Raw genomic sequence first — 19,857 nt, 5'->3', positions numbered from 1 at the left:
TTGGTAGGGGAGCTTTTTAGAATAATCCTCCAGCACCTCCACTTTCTTTTGTATTCGAATCTCTGTTCTTTCTTTGTAATGCACGTCCTTTTCCTCCTCCGAACATATAGTTTACTCCGATGTAAACTGATCTACTTTCCCATGTAAATTGTCCATTAGAAGCATAAGGGTACTGAGAACTGTATTTGAACTTCATAGTATTGAAGATATCATTGAATCTTGCACTGATACTTAATTTGTTTTCAAGTAAAGAGTATCTAGCTCCAGCATCTATTTTATACATCTCTTTAGAGTCCATTGTGATACCATCTACGGGACCTCTATAGAATCCGAATAAGTTAAATCTTAAGTTTTTAGTCGCTTTGAAGTTACTGTTTAAACGAGCATTGAATGCACTAGCAGTAATATCGCGTTCGATAAAATCCATTTGATTTGTCGTACTGTTTAACTGAGATACAAAACCAGTCTGTTTAATACTAGAGAAATCAATACCAGGTTGCATATCCCACCATGGAGTTAATTTGATATTAGCAGAAAGTTCAAATCCATAAGCATCATTAGACTTATAGTTATCAAAAGTCATTAATAAAGCATTTGGGTTATCATTGTCTGGGTCATCGTAGATAACGTGGTTGATTTCTTTATTGATCTTTCTATAGTACACTCCAGCAGTCACACTACTTTTGTTATTAAACATTCTTGTGTAATTTAATTCTACAGAGTTCGTAAACTGTGGTTTTAATTCAGGATTACCTACCATTGTCATTAATGGAGTAGAGAATTGTCTAACAGGGTTAGTCTGAGAAATACTAGGTCTATCTACACGTCTACTATAACTTAAGTTAAACATATCGTTATCTGTCATAGAATACCCTAAGTATACAGACGGATATAAGGTAACGTAGTCATCTTTAAAAGTAGTTGTTCCTCCTAATTTAGATTCTACTTTATAGCTTTCTAATCTTGTTCCTACTTGGTAGTTAAACTTACCATAAGTTTGACCAAAGGTTACATAAGCAGAGAAGATATCTTGGTTGTATTCATTGTTAATCTTTTTATTCTTCTCAGGAATCAAAGGATTGTTAGAATCAAAGTTGTTATCTGCTCTAGAAATTCTAGCTTCTGCTCCTACTTCTAATTTAGTATGATCGTTTAAAGGATTTACATAATCAATGTTGATTGTTGTTAAATCACTTTTATCATTGTTTCTATCTTGATATAATTGGTTAGGATTTTTACCTATAATCGTATTGTAATCTCCGTCATTTGTAGATTTGTTACGACTAAAGTTTCCTTCGATATCTAAAGTATGACCTTTTTTCTCAAATAGATGTTTATAAGCTAAGTTATACGCACTATATCTATTATCTCCATCATAAACAGTTTTTTGGAAGATATCTTCGAATAAGTTCTTAGGATATGTAGTCGCGTTATCCATATCTGTTGTTCTATCATTTGTACTTTGGTTAGTATAGAATGACAATGTATTGTTATCGTTGATATAATAATCCATACCTACTTTATAGAAGTAGTTCTTGTTCTTATTATTCATACGAATCTCTGTAGGAGACATAATATCCGTACGTAGCATATCCCCGTCATTTTTATATTTTCCATACGAGTAGCTACCATTAGCGAAGAAGTTTAACTTACCTTGTCTATAGTTAGCATTGATAGAGTTAGTATTCTTAACAGTATGAGCAAATGTAACTCCTGTGTCTACAGAACCATTAAAGCCGTCCATTGTATTTTTGTGTAACACGATATTGATAATACCTGACATTCCTTCAGGATTATACTTAGCACTTGGGTTAGTGATTAACTCAATGCTCTTAATAGAAGTAGAAGGAATTTGTTTTAATACTTGTTCAGAAGACATATTAGTAGGACGCCCATCGATAAGGATACGTACATTCTCATTTCCTCTTAGAGATATCTTACCATCTTTATCCACATTTACAGATGGGATATTATTCATAATCTCACCAGCAGTAGCACCAGCAGTAGTTAAGTCTTTACCTACATTGATTACTTTTCTATCTATCTTTTGTTCTATCGTAGATGATTCAGCGATAATATTAACTCCTTCTAAAGTTGTCGCCTCAGGAGATAAGTTAATCGTACCGAAGTTATAAGTAGCCTCAGTTAACTCAAATTCTTTAGTATATGTTTGGTAACCGATAAACTGTACTTCTAGTGTATATTTTTTTTGAGGAACAGTTAATTCGAATTTTCCATTGTCATCAGACATAGCACCTGTTACAATAGTCTCTCCATCTTTAATAGAGACAGTTGCATAAGGAACGGATTGATTAATTGATTTGTCAAAAATCGCTCCTGTGATTTTTCCTTTTTGTTGCGCATAAATAGAGCAAACCATGGTAAGGAAAAGGATAACACTTAATTTGAATTTCATAATAGTTCTTTCGTTAAGTTTATTTCTAATAATTGATTAAGGTTTATATAATAGTCATACTTTTGAGTAAAATGTTACAACAAAAAATGTTTTATTTTATATAAAATATTTATTTTTATTTGTAATTTATTGATATTCAGTTTTTTATTTTACTATTTAAAATTATTATAAATGAGATATACAGTGTTTTGTGGTTCTAGTTCAGGTACTAAGGATATTTATTATGAACAAGCTTTTACATTAGGAGAACAATTAGCTAAACATCATATCGGGCTTGTATACGGAGGCGCTAAAGTGGGATTAATGGGAGCAGTAGCTGATGGTGTTCTTAAGGAGAATGGTGAAGTTATCGGTGTATTACCTAGTTTTTTGGCAGATGTAGAGTTAGGCCATAAGGGATTAACAGAGTTAATTATGGTTGAAACTATGCATGAACGCAAAGCTAAAATGGACGAATTATCTGATGGTGTAATCACAATGCCTGGTGGATATGGTACCTTAGAAGAATTCTTTGAAATGCTAACATGGGCTCAATTAGGATTACACAAAAAGCCTATAGCCTTATTAAACATAGATGGATTCTATAATCCTCTATTAGAAATGATAGATACGATGGTAGTTATGGGGTTCTTAAAAGAGATTAATAAAGATATGATTGTGGTAGCTGATGAGGTAGAAGAGCTTTTAGAAAAGATGAAAGCTTACGAAGCGCCTAAAGAAGGTAAATGGATTCAAAAATAAATAATATGAATAAAGCCTCATTAATAGATAATTTTGAACGCAAAGGCGTTACATTAACACAACAAGAGAAGGAATTAATACTTTCTTCTTTTCAGACTGTTTATGTAAAGAAGAAAGACTATCTATTAACAGCGGGTGCTGTATGTGACTTCGAAGCCTTTGTAGTACAAGGATGTTTTAAAGAATACTGTTTGGACGAAAAAGGAGAAGAACACATCATACATTTTTCTATAGAAGATTGGTGGTTAGCAGATCTAGAAAGTTATAATTATGAACGACCATCTAAGATATTTATACAAGCTTTAGAAGATAGCGAAGTATTACTCATAAAGAAAGAACGCAAAGAAGCGCTCTATGATGAAATACCTATCTTAGAAAAGATCTATAGAAGGATGACTCAGCAGGAGTGTATCGCTCTTCAACGTCGCATTGTAAATAAGTTATCAATGGATGCTACTGCAGAGTATGAAGATTTCTGTAAGCGTTATCCGTCCTTGGTACAGCGTTTAACTAATATTCAGATAGCTTCTTATCTTGGTATTTCCCAAGAGTTTTTGAGTAAAATACGCAGTAAGAAAAAATAATAATTATTGAACTAGTTCAATGTTTTTGATCTTAGAGCAATTTAATTTTGCTTTAAAATTATAGAACAATGAACAACAAAATAATAATAGCTTCATTGGCAATAGCGTTGTCAGTAGGAGCATGTCAGTCAAAGACAGAGAAAGAATCTATTCCATCAGAAATAGCAGAAAGTACTAGTGCTAGCCACACTAGTACCTTAATTGGGCATAAAGCAGAAATACAGTTCCCAGAGATGAAAGCTACTATTGAGTACACGAGTACAGATACCTTACACTGGAGTACAGTAGGTGAGAATGGAGCGGTAAATGAAGGCGATGAGAAAATGAGCTACAAAGCACTTGGAGAGGACTTACACTTTCTGAACTGGATAGAACAAGATGGCTTTACAGTTAGTCAAATCATCAATACGAAGACAGGAGAAGTAACTGCTTTTTGGTCTTATGATGGAGCTGATCACAAACGTGAAAGTCAGTTCGTAACAGGAACTTTTAGATTAATTGATTAAAGAAATCAATTATTAACAGATGTTTTGGACATCAATGCCCTTTACGTAGTTCTATTTTTTGTATTTTAGAGCTTTCGAAAAGGAAAATATGATGGAAAAACAAAATAACAACATTGCAATCTTAGTGGATGGGGACAATGCTCAAGCTAAGTTGTTGGATAAGATTTTAGAAGAAGTTTCTAAATATGGGAAGGTGACTGTCCGTCGTATTTATGGAGATTGGACAACACCGCAAATGAATAGCTGGAAGGAATTACTGAATGACTTGTCATTTTCGCCTATACAGAAGTTTAATTATACTAGTGGAAAGAACTCTACCGATAGTTCACTCATCATAGATGCTATGGATATTCTGCATGCTAAGATGGTAGATGGATTCTGTATCGTATCTAGTGACAGTGACTATACTGGTTTAGCTAAGCGTATCAGAGAAGAAGGTATTTTCGTGATGGGAGTAGGAGAGAAGAAGACTCCGAATGCTTTCGTTCAGTCATGTGAGATATTTACTTACTGTGAAACCTTAATGCCTAAAGCAACTACAGCAGTCAAAGAAGCGAATGGCAATGCTAAAAAGGTAGAGACCACAGATGATGACGATACTAAATCATTGACTAAGAAAGAGTATAGACTGATAGATAAAGCCTTCGATATGTCTGTAGATGAAGAGGTAGAAGCTTATATCGCTACAGTAGGAGGTAACCTTCGTAAGCTTAATCCTAGTTTTGATGCTAGAGATTATGGCTTTAGAAACTTGACAGAGCTTTTTAAACATCTAAAGACATACGATGTAATTAACAATAATGTTAAGGGGTTAAATCATCCCTTAGTAAAGAAAAAATAACCTTCGGGTTATTTTTTTTTGCTCATAAACGAATGGTATGGTCTATAAACTTTAAATTGCAATAGGTCAAATATTGACTACAACAAAAAATATTAACTCAATACAATTTATATTATGACTATACAAGAATTAGAGGGTATTCGCAAGCAATTCGAGTACTATAGAATGATCGTAGATAAAACGGTTTTAGTTCTATCTCAAGATGAATTAAATCAAATGGTCAATGTAGAGAGTAACTCTATAGCGATGTTAATGCGCCATATCACAGGTAATCTGCTTTCTCGTTTTACTAACTTTTTTACAGAAGATGGAGAGAAGTCATGGAGAAACAGAGATGATGAGTTCGCAGATGGAGTTTATGACAGACATGAACTTATAACGAATTGGGACAAGGCATGGAATGTTCTCTTCAGTACCATAGATAGTATTAATGAAGAGAATATTAATACAGTAGTGAATATCAGGAACCAAAACCATACGGTAGCAGAAGCTTTATACCGACAGTTAGCACATTACCCTTATCATATAGGACAGATTGTATTTATCGGAAAGATGATACGCAATGAAGAGTGGAAGTCTTTAACCATTCCTAAAAATAAATCAAAAGAATACAATCAAGACAAATTTGAAAATCCTAATTCAGAGACTCATTTTGTAGATGATTATCTAAAGAAGTAAGAGATAATTTTTTAGATTCCTAATTTTGAATGAGAATTAGTAGAGTCGTTCAGTGCAATATTTTATATATTTGTCAAAAGACGGTAAAAAACTACAATATGAAATTAAATACAATGGCCTGTATCGTATTGGCTTCCGCTATGTTATTATCATGTGGAGACAAGAAAGAGGCAGAAAAAGGAGCAAGCGAAGTGACTACAACAGAAAAGTTTGATTACAGTGTGGATCAGTTTGGAGATATCGAAGTATTGAGATATCAAGTACCTGGATGGGACGATCTAACATTAAAAGAAAAAGAATTAGTGTATTATCTAAGTCAGGCAGGGTATGCTGGACGTGATATCATCTGGGATCAGAATTATAAACACAATTTGACTATTCGTAAAGCATTAGAGAATATTTACGAAAACTATAAAGGAGACAAAGAATCAGAGGATTGGAAAGAGTTCGTGACGTATGTGAAGAGAGTATGGTTCTCTAATGGTATTCACCACCATTACTCTAACGAAAAGATAAAACCTGGATTCTCTCAAGCTTATTTCTCTATTTTATTAAAAGAGACTAATACTACATTAGATCAGAATGTAGCGAATGTTCTATTTAATAATGTAGATAGTAAAAAAGTAAATCTTGATTTAGCGAAAGGTCTTGTAAAAGGATCTGCAGTCAACTTCTATGGAGAAGGGATTACAGAAGATGAGGTAGAGGCATTCTATAATGCGATGAAGAGTCCAGACCCACACCGTCCATTATCTACAGGACTAAACTCTAAAGTAGTAAAGGAGAATGGTAAGTTAGTAGAGAAAGTATGGAAGAGTGGTGGAATGTATGGAGCAGCTATTGATCAAATCATCTTTTGGTTAGAAAAAGCTGTTACAGTTGCAGAGAATCAAGAGCAAGCAGATGCGCTTAAGTTATTAATCAAATATTACCAAACTGGAGATCTTCAACTTTGGGATGATTATAACGTTGCATGGGTGAAAGCTACTAAAGGAAATATTGATTACAACAGTGGATTTATCGAAGTATATGCAGACCCATTAGGACATAAAGGATCTTACGAAAGCGTTGTTCAAATCAACGATTTTGATATGTCTAAGAAGATGGCTGTTCTTTCTAAAGAAGCACAGTGGTTCGAGGATAACTCTCCATTAATGGCAGAGCATAAAAAGAAAAATGTAACAGGAGTATCGTATAAGACAGTGATCGTAGCGTCTGAGTCTGGTGACGCATCGCCAAGTACACCTATCGGAGTGAACTTACCGAATGCAGACTGGATTAGAGCAGAACACGGTTCTAAGTCTATCTCTTTAGGTAATATTATCGATGCATATAATCATGCAGGTGGTTCGGATAAGTTAAAAGAGTTCGTTCACGATGAGGAAGAATTACAATTAGAGGAGAAATATGGTGAGTTAGCAGATAAGCTACACACAGCTCTTCACGAGGTAATCGGACATGCATCTGGACAAATCAACAAAGGAGTAGGACAACCAAAAGAAACACTGAAGAGTTATGCTTCTACATTAGAAGAAGGACGTGCTGATTTAGTGGGTCTATTCTATTTATACAATCCTAAGTTACAAGAGTTAGGATTAGTTGACGATTGGAAGTCAGTAGGTAAAGCAGCTTATGATGGATATATCCGTAACGGATTAATGACGCAGTTAGTGCGCTTAGAGCCAGGTGCTGATATCGAAGAAGCTCACATGCGTAACCGCCAATGGGTGAGTGCTTGGGTATTCGAAAAAGGGAAGAAAGATAATGTAATTGAGAAAGTAGTTCGCGATGGTAAGACATATTATAATATTACGGATTATGATAAGTTACACGATCTATTCGGACAACTTTTAAAAGAGACTCAACGTATCAAATCTGAAGGTGATTATAAAGCAGGACAAGCGTTAGTAGAGACTTATGGTGTGAAAGTAGATCAAGCTATCCACAAAGAAGTTTTAGAGCGTAATGCTAAGTTTAACTCTGCTCCATATAGAGGATTTGTAAACCCATACATTGTACCAGTGAAGAATGATAAAGGAGAGGTGACTGATTATGTAATCGAACAACCTAAATCATTTGAAGAGCAAATGTTGCGTTATACTAAAGAATATGGTTTCTTACCACTTGTAAACTAATTACAAGAAGATTATACAAAAAAGTCGGTTTGTTATAAACCGACTTTTTTTATTTCTTGACTATAATGATATCTCCCATACACATCTCTATAGGACGATTATGAGGAGTATATTCTACCCAATCTACAGGGTCACTACTTTCACAGTCTATCATCAGATGATAATAAGACATACCATGAGTAGTATCAGGTAGAGCATGTATATCATAGTGCTTAACCGTGTCTAATTGATGATCTTCTACCATCGTTAGCCAAGAGATAGACTTGTCTAATTGGGCTATTAGGTATTGATTAGTAGTATCACCATGTTTTAGCTCTACGATTATATCTTGTTTCTGTTTTTGTAGTAGAGAGATAATATCTTTCATAGACGATAGGATATAGGTTATAGCGTGAATGTATGTTGTATAAACTCAGTAGGGCGTTGTCCCATCAGTTTAGTGAATACATTACTGTAAGACTGGGCACTGTTATACCCTACGAGTAATGCTATCTCATTGATAGTATATTGCCCTTCACTCAGCAGTTCTATTGACTTGATGATACGTGCCATCTGTATATATTTAGCGATACTGATACCTGTTTCTTTCTTGAACTGACGTTCTAAGGTACGAATACTCATAAAAGACAGTTGAGCTAACTCATCTATAGTGATAGTAGATCGATAATGTTTATGTATATAAGCAGTTACTTCTAGTAGTGCATTGGTACGTGGTACGGGAGTGATAAGAGGTACAGCATTCTGTACAAAAGAAGGCAATTCTAACAATATTGCTCTTAAGAACGTCTGTTCACTCTCCTCATATTCCATATTCATAGACCACTTCTCAGTGTACATAATCATTTCTCTTAGCACACTAGGTATAGAGAATAGGTATAATTCATCATAAAACGGAGGTAAGTCATCTACATCGAAGTATAGTGTATGCAGAGAGATATGCTCAGACGCATGCGTAGTCTTATGTGGCATATTGGATGGGATATAGGCCACGTGATTCTGAGGTAATAAGAATTGGCACGACTCTACATGTAGATGTTGATATCCTGATTCTACATAGACGAGTTGAGCTTTCTTATGATGGTGAAACTCATTGTTGTGTTTCCAAAGCTCAGCATGCCAAGAAAAACCTTTCTTTCCAACTTGATCGACTAATTGTGATGTATCCATTCTTGTCGTTTTAGTTATGATTTATGGCGAATATAAACATTTATAATCATTTAATTTTGCACCTAGAAATAACAATGTGTAAATAATAAATTAAATAACAATGGAAAATAAGATAGAAGAGATATCTAAAATGAAGAAATTACTGATGTTGTTAGGTATCATATTTATTGCTTCTAATCTAAGAGCTCCACTTACATCTGTAGGACCTGTTATATCAGAGATAAGTAAATCACTGGCTCTGTCTAACACTACAGCAGGATTAGTAACGACGATACCCTTAATGGCATTCGGATTCTTATCTAGTATGGTGCCAAAGATCTCACGTAGATACGGTATGGAGCTTGTATTATTAGGATCATTGATTCTATTGAGTATAGGATTAGTCATTAGACCTTATGGTAGTCTAGTTACGTTGTTTTTAGGAGCAGCCTTAGTAGGGATAGCGATTACAGTAGGTAACGTATTGATGCCAGCTTATATCAAAAGTAATTATCAGAAGAATGTAGGTACCATGATGGGAATATATTCAGTAGCTATGAACCTTACAGCAGCGTTAGCAGCAGGGTTTAGTATCAGCTTGGGTAAATTCACAGAGATGGGATGGAAAGGTTCGATAGGAGTATGGTTAGTACTGAGTATCGCGACTATATTGATTTGGCTTCCTCAAGTAAAAAAGAAACAAGCAATCGAAGGAAGTAATAGAGGCTTCACAGAAGAGAAGAAAGTAAATATGTACTCGTCTAAGTTAGCTTGGGCAGTTACAGTATTTATGGGAGTACAGTCTCTACTGTTCTACTGTTTAGCAGCATGGTTACCTAAAGTGGCTATCACATGGGGTATACCTAAAGAAGATGCAGGATGGTTATTGTCTTATATGCAGTTCGCACAGTTGCCTATGACATTCATCGGTGCTATCATAGCGAGTAAGTTATCTAATCAGAAGCTGCTAGCTATCGGTACAGGAGTATTGTTTGCTATTGGGATAGCAGGCTTATTGATCTTTAAGGTAAATATGATCGCGCTATGGTGTGTATTAATCGGAACAGCGAGTGGATTAGCCTTTAGTTTATCGATGCTATTCTTCGTATTGCGTACAAGTAGCACTACCCAAGCAGCAGAATTATCAGGTATGGCACAGTCTATCGGATACCTAATCGCAGCATGTGGACCACCAGTATTTGGAGCATTATTCGATGTGACACAGTCTTGGTCTATGTCCTTGATGTTTTTATTAGTGATGTCTATTACTTTGATTGTATCAGGAGGTATCGCAGGTAAGAACGACTGGGTGAAGTAATTCATAATAACTAACAAAGGAGACTAAATCATATTAGTCTCCTTTGTTAGTTTATAGGTTCTTCGTGTTTAATACTTTTAGGGATTACTTCTCCTTTATATGATTTTACTAGTGTTTTTAGTTTTTTCATTTTAGTCGTAAGTAATGCAGGTGTATTAAATTTCTTAGCTACTAGTATCGCATATAGTTTAGTAACAGAAATATTAGGGCGTTTGATTAATACATCTATTGTCTGTATTAACTGCTCAACTCCATCATCTATATTTCCTCCTTTTAGTTCTATCAGACGGACAGAATCCGATGATGGTACATAGATAGCAAAGTCACATTGTTTCGTTTCATTTGTATTAATGAGTCCTTTGTCTACTCTATATACGGTATACTCTATCGCATTTTTATTAGTACCGATGTACTTAACACCTTTAGTCTCTTCTAAAGATAAAGTTTTACGATTATCATCACAGTAGATATGTTGCTTTAAGGAATAGTATTTCTCATTAAACTTCATGGTACTGTGTATCTAATAGATTATCAAACTCATTATTTAACAGCTGAGATACCTCGTCTATTCTAACAGCATCAATCTGTCTTTCTTCATAATCTAATATATCTTCTATCCCACCATCTTTAACAAACCATACTCCCACATCATTAAAGTTAACCCAATATTCTTCACCTAAGATTTTGCTTACTTCGTCTTTGTTTACATTAGCACAGTCATTCGCATAGATAAGGTTATTCAGAGTCGTCAGTATATAAGGACTATGCGTAGTAAGGAACAAGCTGTGTTCTCTACCTTCAGCATTGTGATAGGTTGATTTAACTAGGTATTTGACTAATTCTCTTTGAGTAACAGGAAATAAGTTTACTTCTGGTTCTTCTAAGAAGATATTAGATTGTTGAGGTATAATGATTTGTTCTAACAGATCATAATCAATATTATCATAATCAATATTATTAAAGTTCAGGGTATTTACATTATCGATGAACTTATCTTTAACTTTATTATTGATTTCTTCTGTCAATTCTTTGTTCGTTACTATTTTTTCTACTTCTTTTTCAATTTTTTGTTTAAGAAGAATATCTAGTTCATTACTTAACTCAGAGTGCATAGTTTTACCATCTATATTTAAATCATTTAGTATCATATCTCTAATACTATGTAAGTTAACTCTATTTTCAATCTCTTTCTTAAGTGTTTTACGATAGAAATCTATGTACTGTGATATGGAATTAAGTTTATTTAGTGATTGTTTTACACTACCTTTAATATAATTTTCAAAAACTCCTTTAGTACTATACTCTATTAATGTATATAATGGAACAAGTGAATGTAAACCACTAGAAGCATTTCTAAAGTTTATCTTTTTATTTTCTTGTTCTAAAGTTAGTTCATCAATATTTAATTCTTGATTATACTTGTAGTTTATACCTAGATTTAAAATAGAAAAATTGGTTTTACTATATAAATTTCTTGCTTCTTGCCAATCTGATAGAAAGCTTCTTAAGTTAGAATTGTCAAGCTTGATATCAAACCAATTAGGGATAACAGCAACAATATTTCGTTCTGTTGGAATATATAAAGTCTTGATTCTTTTATATCCAACTATGTGATTTTCAGTTTTCCAATTAAAAATAAAAGAGTTGTCTTTTTTCGAATAAGTGAATTTTAGAATAGATGTTTCAAATTCAATAGTCGATTTAGAAGATAAAAAACCTTCAAGTTTATGAAATTCTACTAAGTTATTTTCAAAGTATCCTTCTTTCTGAAAGTTTTCAGCAGATTGGTTACTGAAAATTTCTTTTTCAACCCAAGAACAATAACACGCTATCTTGTTAATAGTACTTTTACCTGAGCTTTGAAGTCCTATCAAAACATTAATGCGTTTTAAATCAATAGTTATTGATTTAATAGGGCCAACATTTTTAATAGTTAATCTTCTCATCTTTAGTATTGTATTATTGTTTATAGATATAGCATAACTGCTGTTATACAAAAGTAATAAAATTATTGTAGCAATAGTGTTTATAGATTGGGTGAAGTAATCCTTTATCAGCTAAAGAATTTTCTGTATAGCCATAGTAATCCTGTGCCTACTACAGATACGATAATCATAGAGGTAATCGGCATAAAGAATGAAAAACCTGGGCGCTGGATACGGATATCGCCAGGTAACTTGCCAAACCAATCCAGATTAAACGAAGTGAACTGTATCAATAGACCTATGATGACGATGATACAACCGATAAAGATGACTGTTTTTCCCATAAGAGTAAAGGTATAAAAATACATGCACTTCCCTTTAGGAAACTATTTAATTATTGTTAAGGAGACAGGTATTAGGGTGTTTTAATAGTATCTTTGAGTATAGAGTTATTGAGGTAGCTCCTCATTTAAAAAGATAAGATATGAAAGTAGAGATATGGTCGGACATCATGTGTCCGTTTTGTTACGTCGGAAAGAAGAATTTTGAAAATGCGTTGGTACAGTTGCCTTTCGCAGATAAGATAGAAGTAGAGTGGAAGAGCTTTCAGCTAGATCCAGATCTACCAGTAGAAGGGTTAGACATGTCTACTAAAGAATATCTAGCTAAACGCAAAGGTATGCCAGAGCAACAGATACAAGGAATGCTAGAGAACTTAAAACAAGCAGGTAAAGCAGTAGGTATCGAGTTTAATCAAGACCAATCTATTCCTGTGAATACGATTAGAGCTCATCGCTTTGTACACTTCGCACAGTTACAAGGAAAAGGGAATGAGGCTAAAGAAGTAGTGTTTAAAGCTCACTTTACAGATGGAAAAAATGTAGGGGATATAGCAGTATTAGTAGCACTAGCAGAGCAGATAGGACTAAATGCAGAAGAAGTAAAAGCGTTCTTAGCTACTGACGAACAGCTAGATGAGGTGACAGCGGATATTACAGAAGCACGTGCTCTAGGAATATCAGGAGTGCCATTCTTCGTATTAGATAGAAAATACGGTGTATCAGGAGCTCAACCTACAGAGTCTTTTGTAGAAGCACTGACACAAGCATTCCAAGAAAGCCAACCTAAATTCGAAATGAAAGGTGGTAGTGATGCGGCAGCATGTGGCCCAGAAGGATGCGAGATATAAGTACCTATAGTTGATTTATAAATATGAACAGCCCATTTATACAGTGTATGAATGGGCTGTTTTATTTTATACGAGTAGAGAATCACCTTAGTAAGTATTAAACATAAAACAAAGTTATAATGTCTTTTTACTGCCATTTTAGATAGGGTGGTCGGCATGTGGTCGGCTAGTGATGGGCATTTGGTCGGCTTAAAAGTGCTAAAAATAGCCCATCACTATCCTATCACAAGGTTAGCAATATGGAATCACGTGGAAGAAAGTCGCTATAATTCTTTTGTATCATCGGTTTTGAGACAAAAAAAATGAGGAAGCTAATCCTAAAATAGACCGAGAAACCTCTATATAGTTAGTATCTTTGAGGCACTAGAAAACAAAGAAAGATACATGGGATTGAAGATTCTACATACAGCCGACTGGCACTTAGGGAAGAGATTAGATAACTTTAGCCGCCTAGACGAACAGCGTATAGTGCTAGACGAAATCTGCGAGATAGCAGAACGCGAAGCAGTGGATGTAGTCTTAGTAGCAGGAGATTTATTTGATACGTTTAACCCTCCAGTAGAGGCTGTAGAATTATTTTATAAAACACTTAAACGCTTAGCGAAGAACGGAGAGAGACCTGTTATCGCTATAGCTGGTAATCACGATAGCCCTGAGCGTATAGACGCACCAGATCCGTTAGCACGAGAGTGCGGGATTATCTTAGTAGGACTGCCTCATGCTGAGGTGACTCCTTTTGAGATAGAAAATCAGTTTAAAATATCGAAGTCAACAAATGGTTTTTTTGAATTGAGATTAGATCGATTTAAACAACCGATACGCATATTACACACTCCTTATGCGAATGAGGTAAGGCTAAAGAAAGCATTAGACACAGAAGATAAAGGAGCAGCTCTTAATGAGGTGTTAGGAGAGAGTTGGCAAGCTTTAGCAGATAAGTATTGTAAGACTAAAGGGGTGAATCTATTGATCTCGCATCTGTATATGATGAACCGAAATGGAGAGTTATTAGAAGAACCTGATGGGGAGAAGCCTCTGAAAGTAGGTAATGCAGATATTATATACAGTGACATTATTCCAGAGCAAGTGCAGTACACGGCACTTGGGCATTTACATAGAGCACATCAGGTGGGGGTAGAAGATAGACCTGTAGTCTATTCGGGTAGCCCATTGAGTTATAGTTTTAGTGAAGCAGGTCAGCAGAAGTATGTGATGATCTTAGAGGCAGAAGCTGGCAAACCTATTACCTATACGAAGGTGGCACTAGAGAGTGGAAGACAGCTGTCACGAGTGAAGTTTAATAGTGTAGATGATGCTGTAGAGTGGTTAGTAGCAAATCCGTATCATCTAGTGGAGTTAACCATAGTAAGTGATACCTTCTTAAATGGAGATGATATCAAGAGGTTATACACTGCTCATGATGGTATTATTACGATTATTCCACAAGTAACATTGGGGGATAAAGGAGAACAAGCGAATGTAAAACAGGTAAACTTAGAGCAAGATATGCAAGGATTGTTTAGAGATTACTTTAAACAGCGCAATAAGGGACAAGAGCCTAATGAGGAGTTGATGGATTTGTTTAACGAGATTTTAGATTAGAGCAGTATGATACCAATTAAGTTAACGATAGAAGGACTGTATTCTTATCAAGAAAAACAAGTTATTGATTTCACCAGTCTTATAGAAGCAGGGTTATTCGGTATATTCGGTAAGGTCGGATCGGGAAAGTCTTCTATTTTAGAAGCTATTTCTTTTGGGCTTTACGGAGAGACAGAGCGTATGAACTCTCGTGATAACCGTGCATATAATATGATGAACCTAAAGTCTGACCGTTCGGTAATAGACTTTGAGTTTTATAATTTTAAAGATGAGAAATACCGCATCTATAGAGAGTTTAGAAGAAACTCTAAGCGCTTCGATGATGTAAAGAGAGGTGAGGCAACACTGTATAAGGATGAAGATGGTATCTGGGTACCACAGAAAGAGTTGAATATACAGGAAGTAGTGGGGCTGAGCTACGAGAACTTTAAGCGTACTATCATTATCCCACAAGGGAAATTCAGAGAGTTTATAGAATTAGGAGGGAAGGACAGAACGAAGATGATGCAAGAGATATTCAGCTTAGATCGTTTTGACCTTGCTGATAAGACTAAACGATTATATAGCTCGACTAAGGAGAGTCTGAATATAATAGAAGGAGAGCTAAAGAGCTTTAGCCAAGTCACAACGGAGCAGATAGCAGAGCAGAAGGCGCTACACCTACAGGAGACTGAGAATTTTAACCTACTGAATAAGAATTTTAAGGAAGAAAACGATAGTTATCAGAAGGTCAAAGCAGTGAAGGATGACTTCGAAGCCTTGGCAATAAAGAAATCAGAGTTAGGTTCATTAGAAGTGAAGTTACCTGAGATAACTGCCCAGAAGAACGAATTGTCTCAGTATGAGCAATTAGATAAAGCATTCTCTACTGTGCTGTTAGAACAACAAAAGACAGCTGATAAGGCAGTGAATCGAGAGGCTCGATTAGCTACATTGATAAAAGAAACTACAGAGCTACAAAGCCAGTTTAAGAAAGTGACAGATGAGCTCAAAGTAGCAGAACAACAGTATGCAGGTTTAGAACACCTCAAAGCAGAGTTGTATGAGTTGAATTTGATCAAAGAAATCAAGAAAGCTAATCTCGCTAAGGAGGCCTTATTAGAGCGTTATCACAAAGGAAAGTCTTTTGTAGTAGATGCTGAGAAGGCATTAGAAGGGAGCAAACTTGCTTTAGCACAAAAGGAGATAGAACTAAATACTGCCAAAACAGCTAGAGTAGATACAACGATGCTGATGGCTATAGAGGCATGGTTCGGTCAGCAATCTTTTATTCACAAAGGGATTCAAGATGTGCAACAGCATATGAATGCACTACAGACAGAGTTACAAATAGTAGAAAAGGATATCTTAGGTCTAAAGTTAAAGGATATCAATCATTGGGAACAAGAGATAGAGAAGTATAGAAATCACTTTGAACAAGAGATTAATACGATAGAAGTAGAGTTGCGCAATCATAGAGTAGCACAACAGTTAGTACAGTACGCTAATGAGCTTCACGAGGGGCAACCTTGTCCTTTATGTGGTTCTGCACATCACCCTCATATTCTTCAGGGAGACGATGTGTCTTCTGCTATACAGCAGTGTGAACTTCGTCTAAGTGATATAAAGGATAAACAAGAGCGCTTAAAGAAGTATGAAAGAAAAGCTACTGGTCTTTTTGATAAGAAGAAACTCTTAACAACACAATGGCAAGAAAGCCAGCAGAGAGAACAACACTTCCAACAGGAGTTAGTCTCTCATCAGCAGAACTTTGTTTGGACTGTGATAGAAAAGGGGAATGAAGCACAGTTTATTGAGTTAAAACAAAGAGCTGAGTTAGCGAATAAGCAAGTAGAATCTCTGGAAGCACAGTTTGCTACAGTAGGAAAAGAAGTAGAACAGCACAGAGGACATGTAGATAAGTTTACCAAAGAACTAAATGCGATAGAAGTAGAAGGTGCAAGTCTAGAGAGTGAGATCAAGTCTAAGAGTACACAGATTATAAGATTGCAGATAGAGACCTATCTAAGTTTAGAGGAGACTTTATTAGTACAACAAGTACAACAACGAGAAGCTAATGTAACCTTAGTAGAACAACGCTATAAAGATCTAACGAACCAATATCAGATGATGTCTCCTAAGTTGGCAAGCTTACAGACAGAGAGGAATAGTGTACAGGTAGAATTAAATGAACTGAAAGTAGCTGTTGATCAGTTTAACGAGCAGATTAAAGCTTTATTAGTCAATCATCAAGTACAATCTGTAGAGGAAGTGCGTAGTGTGTTGGATAAGCAGATTAATGTTGTAGAACGTAGAGAACAAATACAAGCATTCGAAGTACAACTAGAGGTAGTCCGTAATGCAGTGAGTACTTTAGAAGTGAAGTTAGAAGGTATTTCTTTTGATCAAGAGAAGTTTGCTAAACAGCAAGAAGTAATAACGAAGTTAGAACTACAGGTCAAAGAAGCGACAGAGGCTGTGGCTAAATTGGCAGGAGAAATAGACCGTTTAGAAAAAGACTATGCGAAGAAGCAGAACTTACAGAAGCAGTATGATGCAATAGAAAAACGAGTGAAGAATCTGAATACACTATTGACGATGTTTAGTGGAGCTGGTTTTGTAAACTATGTGTCAGCTATCTATTTAAAGAACTTATGCGATATGGCGAATGCTCGTTTCCATCGATTGACGAATAACCAATTGAGCTTACAGTTAAATGAAGCGAATGAGTTTGAGATCATAGATTATTTGAACAATGGGAAAGCGAGAAGTGTGAAGACCTTATCAGGAGGACAGAGTTTTCAGGTGTCTTTATCTCTAGCGTTAGCATTAGCAGAGAGTGTACAGAGTCTGTCTAAGTCAGATAGAAACTTCTTCTTTATAGATGAGGGGTTCGGTACGCAGGATAGTGAGTCAGTTAATATTGTATTCGAGACGTTGAGCAATCTGCATAAAGAGAATAGGATAGTAGGTATTATCTCTCACGTAGACGAACTACAAGAGCGTATCCCTATGTCTCTATCCGTTGTAAAAGATGAAGAACGAGGTAGTGAAGTAGTGATAAATTATTAGTAAATCTTATTAGATACTACAGCCCAGTCAGCGATGATTGGGCTTTTTTATGGTATAGTTTTAGTGGCTTAATACATTGATTTATAGTTTGTATTGTTTTTAAGTAACTTTTAAATTACCTTTGAAGTGTTAAAATAAATTAATAGCACCATGAAAGAAAATAGAGATGTGAAGACTTGGTCACAAGTAAAAGATGAGGTGTTTGGTGTAGTTGGCGAACCGAAAAGAGATGAGATAGAGAGAGAAGTAGAGACTTTTAAAGTAGGATTATTGCTTAGAAAGGCAAGAGAAGAGAAAAAACTAACTCAAGCAGAACTAGCTAGTTTAGTGAATAAGAAGAGAGAATATATCTCTCGAGTAGAAAATAATGGAAGTAATATGACATTAAAGACGTTATATGATATTGTAGAAAAAGGATTAGGCGGAAAGGTGACAATATCCATTGAACTATAAATATACAGCCCAGTCAGCGATGATTGGGCTTTTTGTTTATTTTGATGAGGTAGATTCGATAACTATAAATCTACTTAGTAGAGAGATAGCTAACCCAAAAAAGGCTACTATAGCAAAGGCGGTCTTAAGAGATGAATGCTGTGCAATAAAGCCAATAACAGGTGGGCCTAAAAAGAAACCAATAAAACCGATACTAGTAATTAATGTTAAGGCTTGCTGAGGTGGCATTGTTTTAGTATGTCCTGCTAAGTTATAACACATGGGTACTACTGCGGATACACCTAAACCTACAATCATAAAAGAGATAATAGTAGTATATACTCCAGGAAATAATACTGAGGCTCCTAATCCTATAAAAAGGAGGATACCACAGAAGAGTAAAGTTCTCTGTTCTCCAAATCGTCTTACTGTGAAGTCTGATATAAAACGACCACTAGCCATCGCAAACATATAGGCCGTTAACCCATATCCAATAAGCTGTATAGGAGCATGCGTAACGTGCTTCATATATTCACTTGACCAATCTGTCATCATTCCTTCTGCTACCATAGCGAAGAAGGCTAATAGCCCTAAAAGGACTAAGTTCTTATCAGGTAATTGAAAGCCTTTCTTTTCTGTTAGTATAGGATTATCACTAGTAGTGTCGTTCGTTTCAGGAATAAGGTATTTAAAAAGCAGTAGAGAAATAATAATCCCTACGGTAGAGTAATAGATAAAATGTTCTAAAGGTGGGACATAACTACTGATCATCTCTGCGCCTAACCATGAAGCAGCAAAGCCTCCTATACTCCAAGTACCGTGTAGAGAGCCTATGATTTGCCCTTTATATAGTTTAGAGACCTTAATAGCCTGTGTATTGATAGAAATATTAGTGATATTACTAATCGCTCCAAATAAGACTAAGTTTACTTTTAATTGCCATAATACCTCCCAATATCCAATACCTACTAACAGTACTAAATAAGTTAATAGAAAGAGTAGAGTTGCTTTTTTACTGCCTAATTTCTCTATTATTCTACCAGCTATAGGAAGAGTTATTAAAGTTCCTATAGAAATGTATAATAAGACAAATCCCCAAGCAGAGTCATTTACTCCGAAAGCTTCTTTAATAGTAGGAATACGCGATGCCCATGAGGCAGATATCCCTCCAAAGATGAAGAATAATGCAGTAACGGCTATGCGGGCTAAGTGTTTTGACATAAGGTTTTAGATTGAAGGCAGTAAATGTATAAATAAAAAAACGGTCTGTTGTTTAGACAGACCGTTTAGGTG

Annotated in this window: 18 protein-coding genes; 11 read left to right on the top strand and 7 right to left on the bottom strand. The window is 35.3% G+C overall.

Annotated features, from left to right (window positions below; all coding sequences use genetic code 11):
* Window positions 1-16: 16 nt before the first annotated feature.
* The gene (locus tag MYRA21_RS01855) at window positions 17-2,416 is read right to left on the bottom strand and encodes an outer membrane beta-barrel family protein (protein WP_039328434.1); all 2,400 of its coding nucleotides are present in this window, start codon (window positions 2,414-2,416) and stop codon (window positions 17-19) included.
* 171 nt (window positions 2,417-2,587) lie between these two features.
* On the opposite strand from MYRA21_RS01855, the gene MYRA21_RS01850 reads away from it, so the two are divergent.
* From MYRA21_RS01850 to MYRA21_RS01825, 6 genes are all read left to right on the top strand, one after another.
* Window positions 2,588-3,157, top strand: coding sequence for a TIGR00730 family Rossman fold protein (locus MYRA21_RS01850; protein WP_039328432.1), 570 nt, complete (start codon window positions 2,588-2,590; stop codon window positions 3,155-3,157).
* A 5-nt stretch (window positions 3,158-3,162) separates the two neighbouring features.
* Window positions 3,163-3,741 carry a Crp/Fnr family transcriptional regulator gene (locus MYRA21_RS01845; RefSeq protein ID WP_039330379.1) on the top strand — a complete coding sequence of 193 codons (579 nt, stop codon included), beginning with the start codon at window positions 3,163-3,165 and terminating at the stop codon, window positions 3,739-3,741.
* A gap of 68 nt (window positions 3,742-3,809) precedes the next feature.
* The gene (locus MYRA21_RS01840; RefSeq protein ID WP_039328430.1) at window positions 3,810-4,247 is read left to right on the top strand and encodes a hypothetical protein; all 438 of its coding nucleotides are present in this window, start codon (window positions 3,810-3,812) and stop codon (window positions 4,245-4,247) included.
* An 88-nt stretch (window positions 4,248-4,335) separates the two neighbouring features.
* Entirely contained in the window at window positions 4,336-5,088 is a 753-nt protein-coding gene (locus MYRA21_RS01835) for an NYN domain-containing protein (RefSeq protein WP_006260196.1), read from the top strand.
* A gap of 114 nt (window positions 5,089-5,202) precedes the next feature.
* On the top strand, window positions 5,203-5,766 hold the full coding sequence (locus MYRA21_RS01830; protein WP_039328428.1) for a DUF1572 family protein: 564 nt from the start codon (window positions 5,203-5,205) through the stop codon (window positions 5,764-5,766).
* 98 nt (window positions 5,767-5,864) lie between these two features.
* Window positions 5,865-7,901, top strand: coding sequence for a dihydrofolate reductase (locus tag MYRA21_RS01825; RefSeq protein ID WP_039328426.1), 2,037 nt, complete (start codon window positions 5,865-5,867; stop codon window positions 7,899-7,901).
* A gap of 49 nt (window positions 7,902-7,950) precedes the next feature.
* Here MYRA21_RS01825 and MYRA21_RS01820 read toward each other — a convergent pair whose 3' ends face one another.
* Both MYRA21_RS01820 and MYRA21_RS01815 read right to left on the bottom strand, forming a co-directional pair.
* Window positions 7,951-8,268 (bottom strand): hypothetical protein, encoded by a 318-nt coding sequence (locus tag MYRA21_RS01820; protein ID WP_039328424.1) that lies wholly within the window; start codon window positions 8,266-8,268, stop codon window positions 7,951-7,953.
* Window positions 8,269-8,285: 17 nt separating this feature from the next.
* On the bottom strand, window positions 8,286-9,068 hold the full coding sequence (locus MYRA21_RS01815; protein ID WP_006260192.1) for an AraC family transcriptional regulator: 783 nt from the start codon (window positions 9,066-9,068) through the stop codon (window positions 8,286-8,288).
* A gap of 100 nt (window positions 9,069-9,168) precedes the next feature.
* Between MYRA21_RS01815 and MYRA21_RS01810 the strand changes: the two genes are divergently transcribed.
* Window positions 9,169-10,365 (top strand): MFS transporter, encoded by a 1,197-nt coding sequence (locus MYRA21_RS01810; RefSeq protein WP_006264399.1) that lies wholly within the window; start codon window positions 9,169-9,171, stop codon window positions 10,363-10,365.
* 46 nt (window positions 10,366-10,411) lie between these two features.
* Here the strand turns inward: MYRA21_RS01810 and MYRA21_RS01805 are convergent, their stop codons facing one another.
* From MYRA21_RS01805 to MYRA21_RS01795, 3 genes are all read right to left on the bottom strand, one after another.
* Entirely contained in the window at window positions 10,412-10,873 is a 462-nt protein-coding gene (locus MYRA21_RS01805; protein ID WP_039328421.1) for a hypothetical protein, read from the bottom strand.
* Window positions 10,863-12,311, bottom strand: a complete 1,449-nt coding sequence (locus MYRA21_RS01800; RefSeq protein ID WP_039328420.1) for a hypothetical protein — start codon at window positions 12,309-12,311, stop codon at window positions 10,863-10,865. Before MYRA21_RS01800 ends, MYRA21_RS01805 begins: the two co-directional genes overlap by 11 nt.
* Before the next feature lie 107 nt (window positions 12,312-12,418).
* The gene (locus MYRA21_RS01795) at window positions 12,419-12,634 is read right to left on the bottom strand and encodes a DUF2905 domain-containing protein (protein ID WP_230493145.1); all 216 of its coding nucleotides are present in this window, start codon (window positions 12,632-12,634) and stop codon (window positions 12,419-12,421) included.
* A gap of 140 nt (window positions 12,635-12,774) precedes the next feature.
* On the opposite strand from MYRA21_RS01795, the gene MYRA21_RS01790 reads away from it, so the two are divergent.
* The 4 genes from MYRA21_RS01790 to MYRA21_RS01775 all read left to right on the top strand — a co-directional run bounded on the left by MYRA21_RS01790 (window position 12,775) and on the right by MYRA21_RS01775 (window position 18,585).
* Window positions 12,775-13,479, top strand: a complete 705-nt coding sequence (locus MYRA21_RS01790) for a DsbA family oxidoreductase (protein WP_039328418.1) — start codon at window positions 12,775-12,777, stop codon at window positions 13,477-13,479.
* A 384-nt stretch (window positions 13,480-13,863) separates the two neighbouring features.
* Window positions 13,864-15,081: an exonuclease SbcCD subunit D gene (locus tag MYRA21_RS01785; RefSeq protein WP_039328416.1), complete on the top strand. Its 1,218-nt coding sequence runs from the start codon at window positions 13,864-13,866 to the stop codon at window positions 15,079-15,081.
* A 6-nt stretch (window positions 15,082-15,087) separates the two neighbouring features.
* On the top strand, window positions 15,088-18,132 hold the full coding sequence (locus tag MYRA21_RS01780) for an AAA family ATPase (RefSeq protein ID WP_039328413.1): 3,045 nt from the start codon (window positions 15,088-15,090) through the stop codon (window positions 18,130-18,132).
* 150 nt (window positions 18,133-18,282) lie between these two features.
* Window positions 18,283-18,585, top strand: coding sequence for a helix-turn-helix transcriptional regulator (locus tag MYRA21_RS01775; RefSeq protein ID WP_006260186.1), 303 nt, complete (start codon window positions 18,283-18,285; stop codon window positions 18,583-18,585).
* 36 nt (window positions 18,586-18,621) lie between these two features.
* Here the strand turns inward: MYRA21_RS01775 and MYRA21_RS01770 are convergent, their stop codons facing one another.
* On the bottom strand, window positions 18,622-19,785 hold the full coding sequence (locus tag MYRA21_RS01770) for an MFS transporter (RefSeq protein ID WP_006261931.1): 1,164 nt from the start codon (window positions 19,783-19,785) through the stop codon (window positions 18,622-18,624).
* Window positions 19,786-19,857: the final 72 nt, after the last annotated feature.

The organism is Myroides sp. A21 (assembly GCF_000807225.1).
Lineage (GTDB): Bacteria > Bacteroidota > Bacteroidia > Flavobacteriales > Flavobacteriaceae > Flavobacterium > Flavobacterium odoratimimum.
This window is presented reverse-complemented; position numbering and strand designations above follow the sequence as displayed.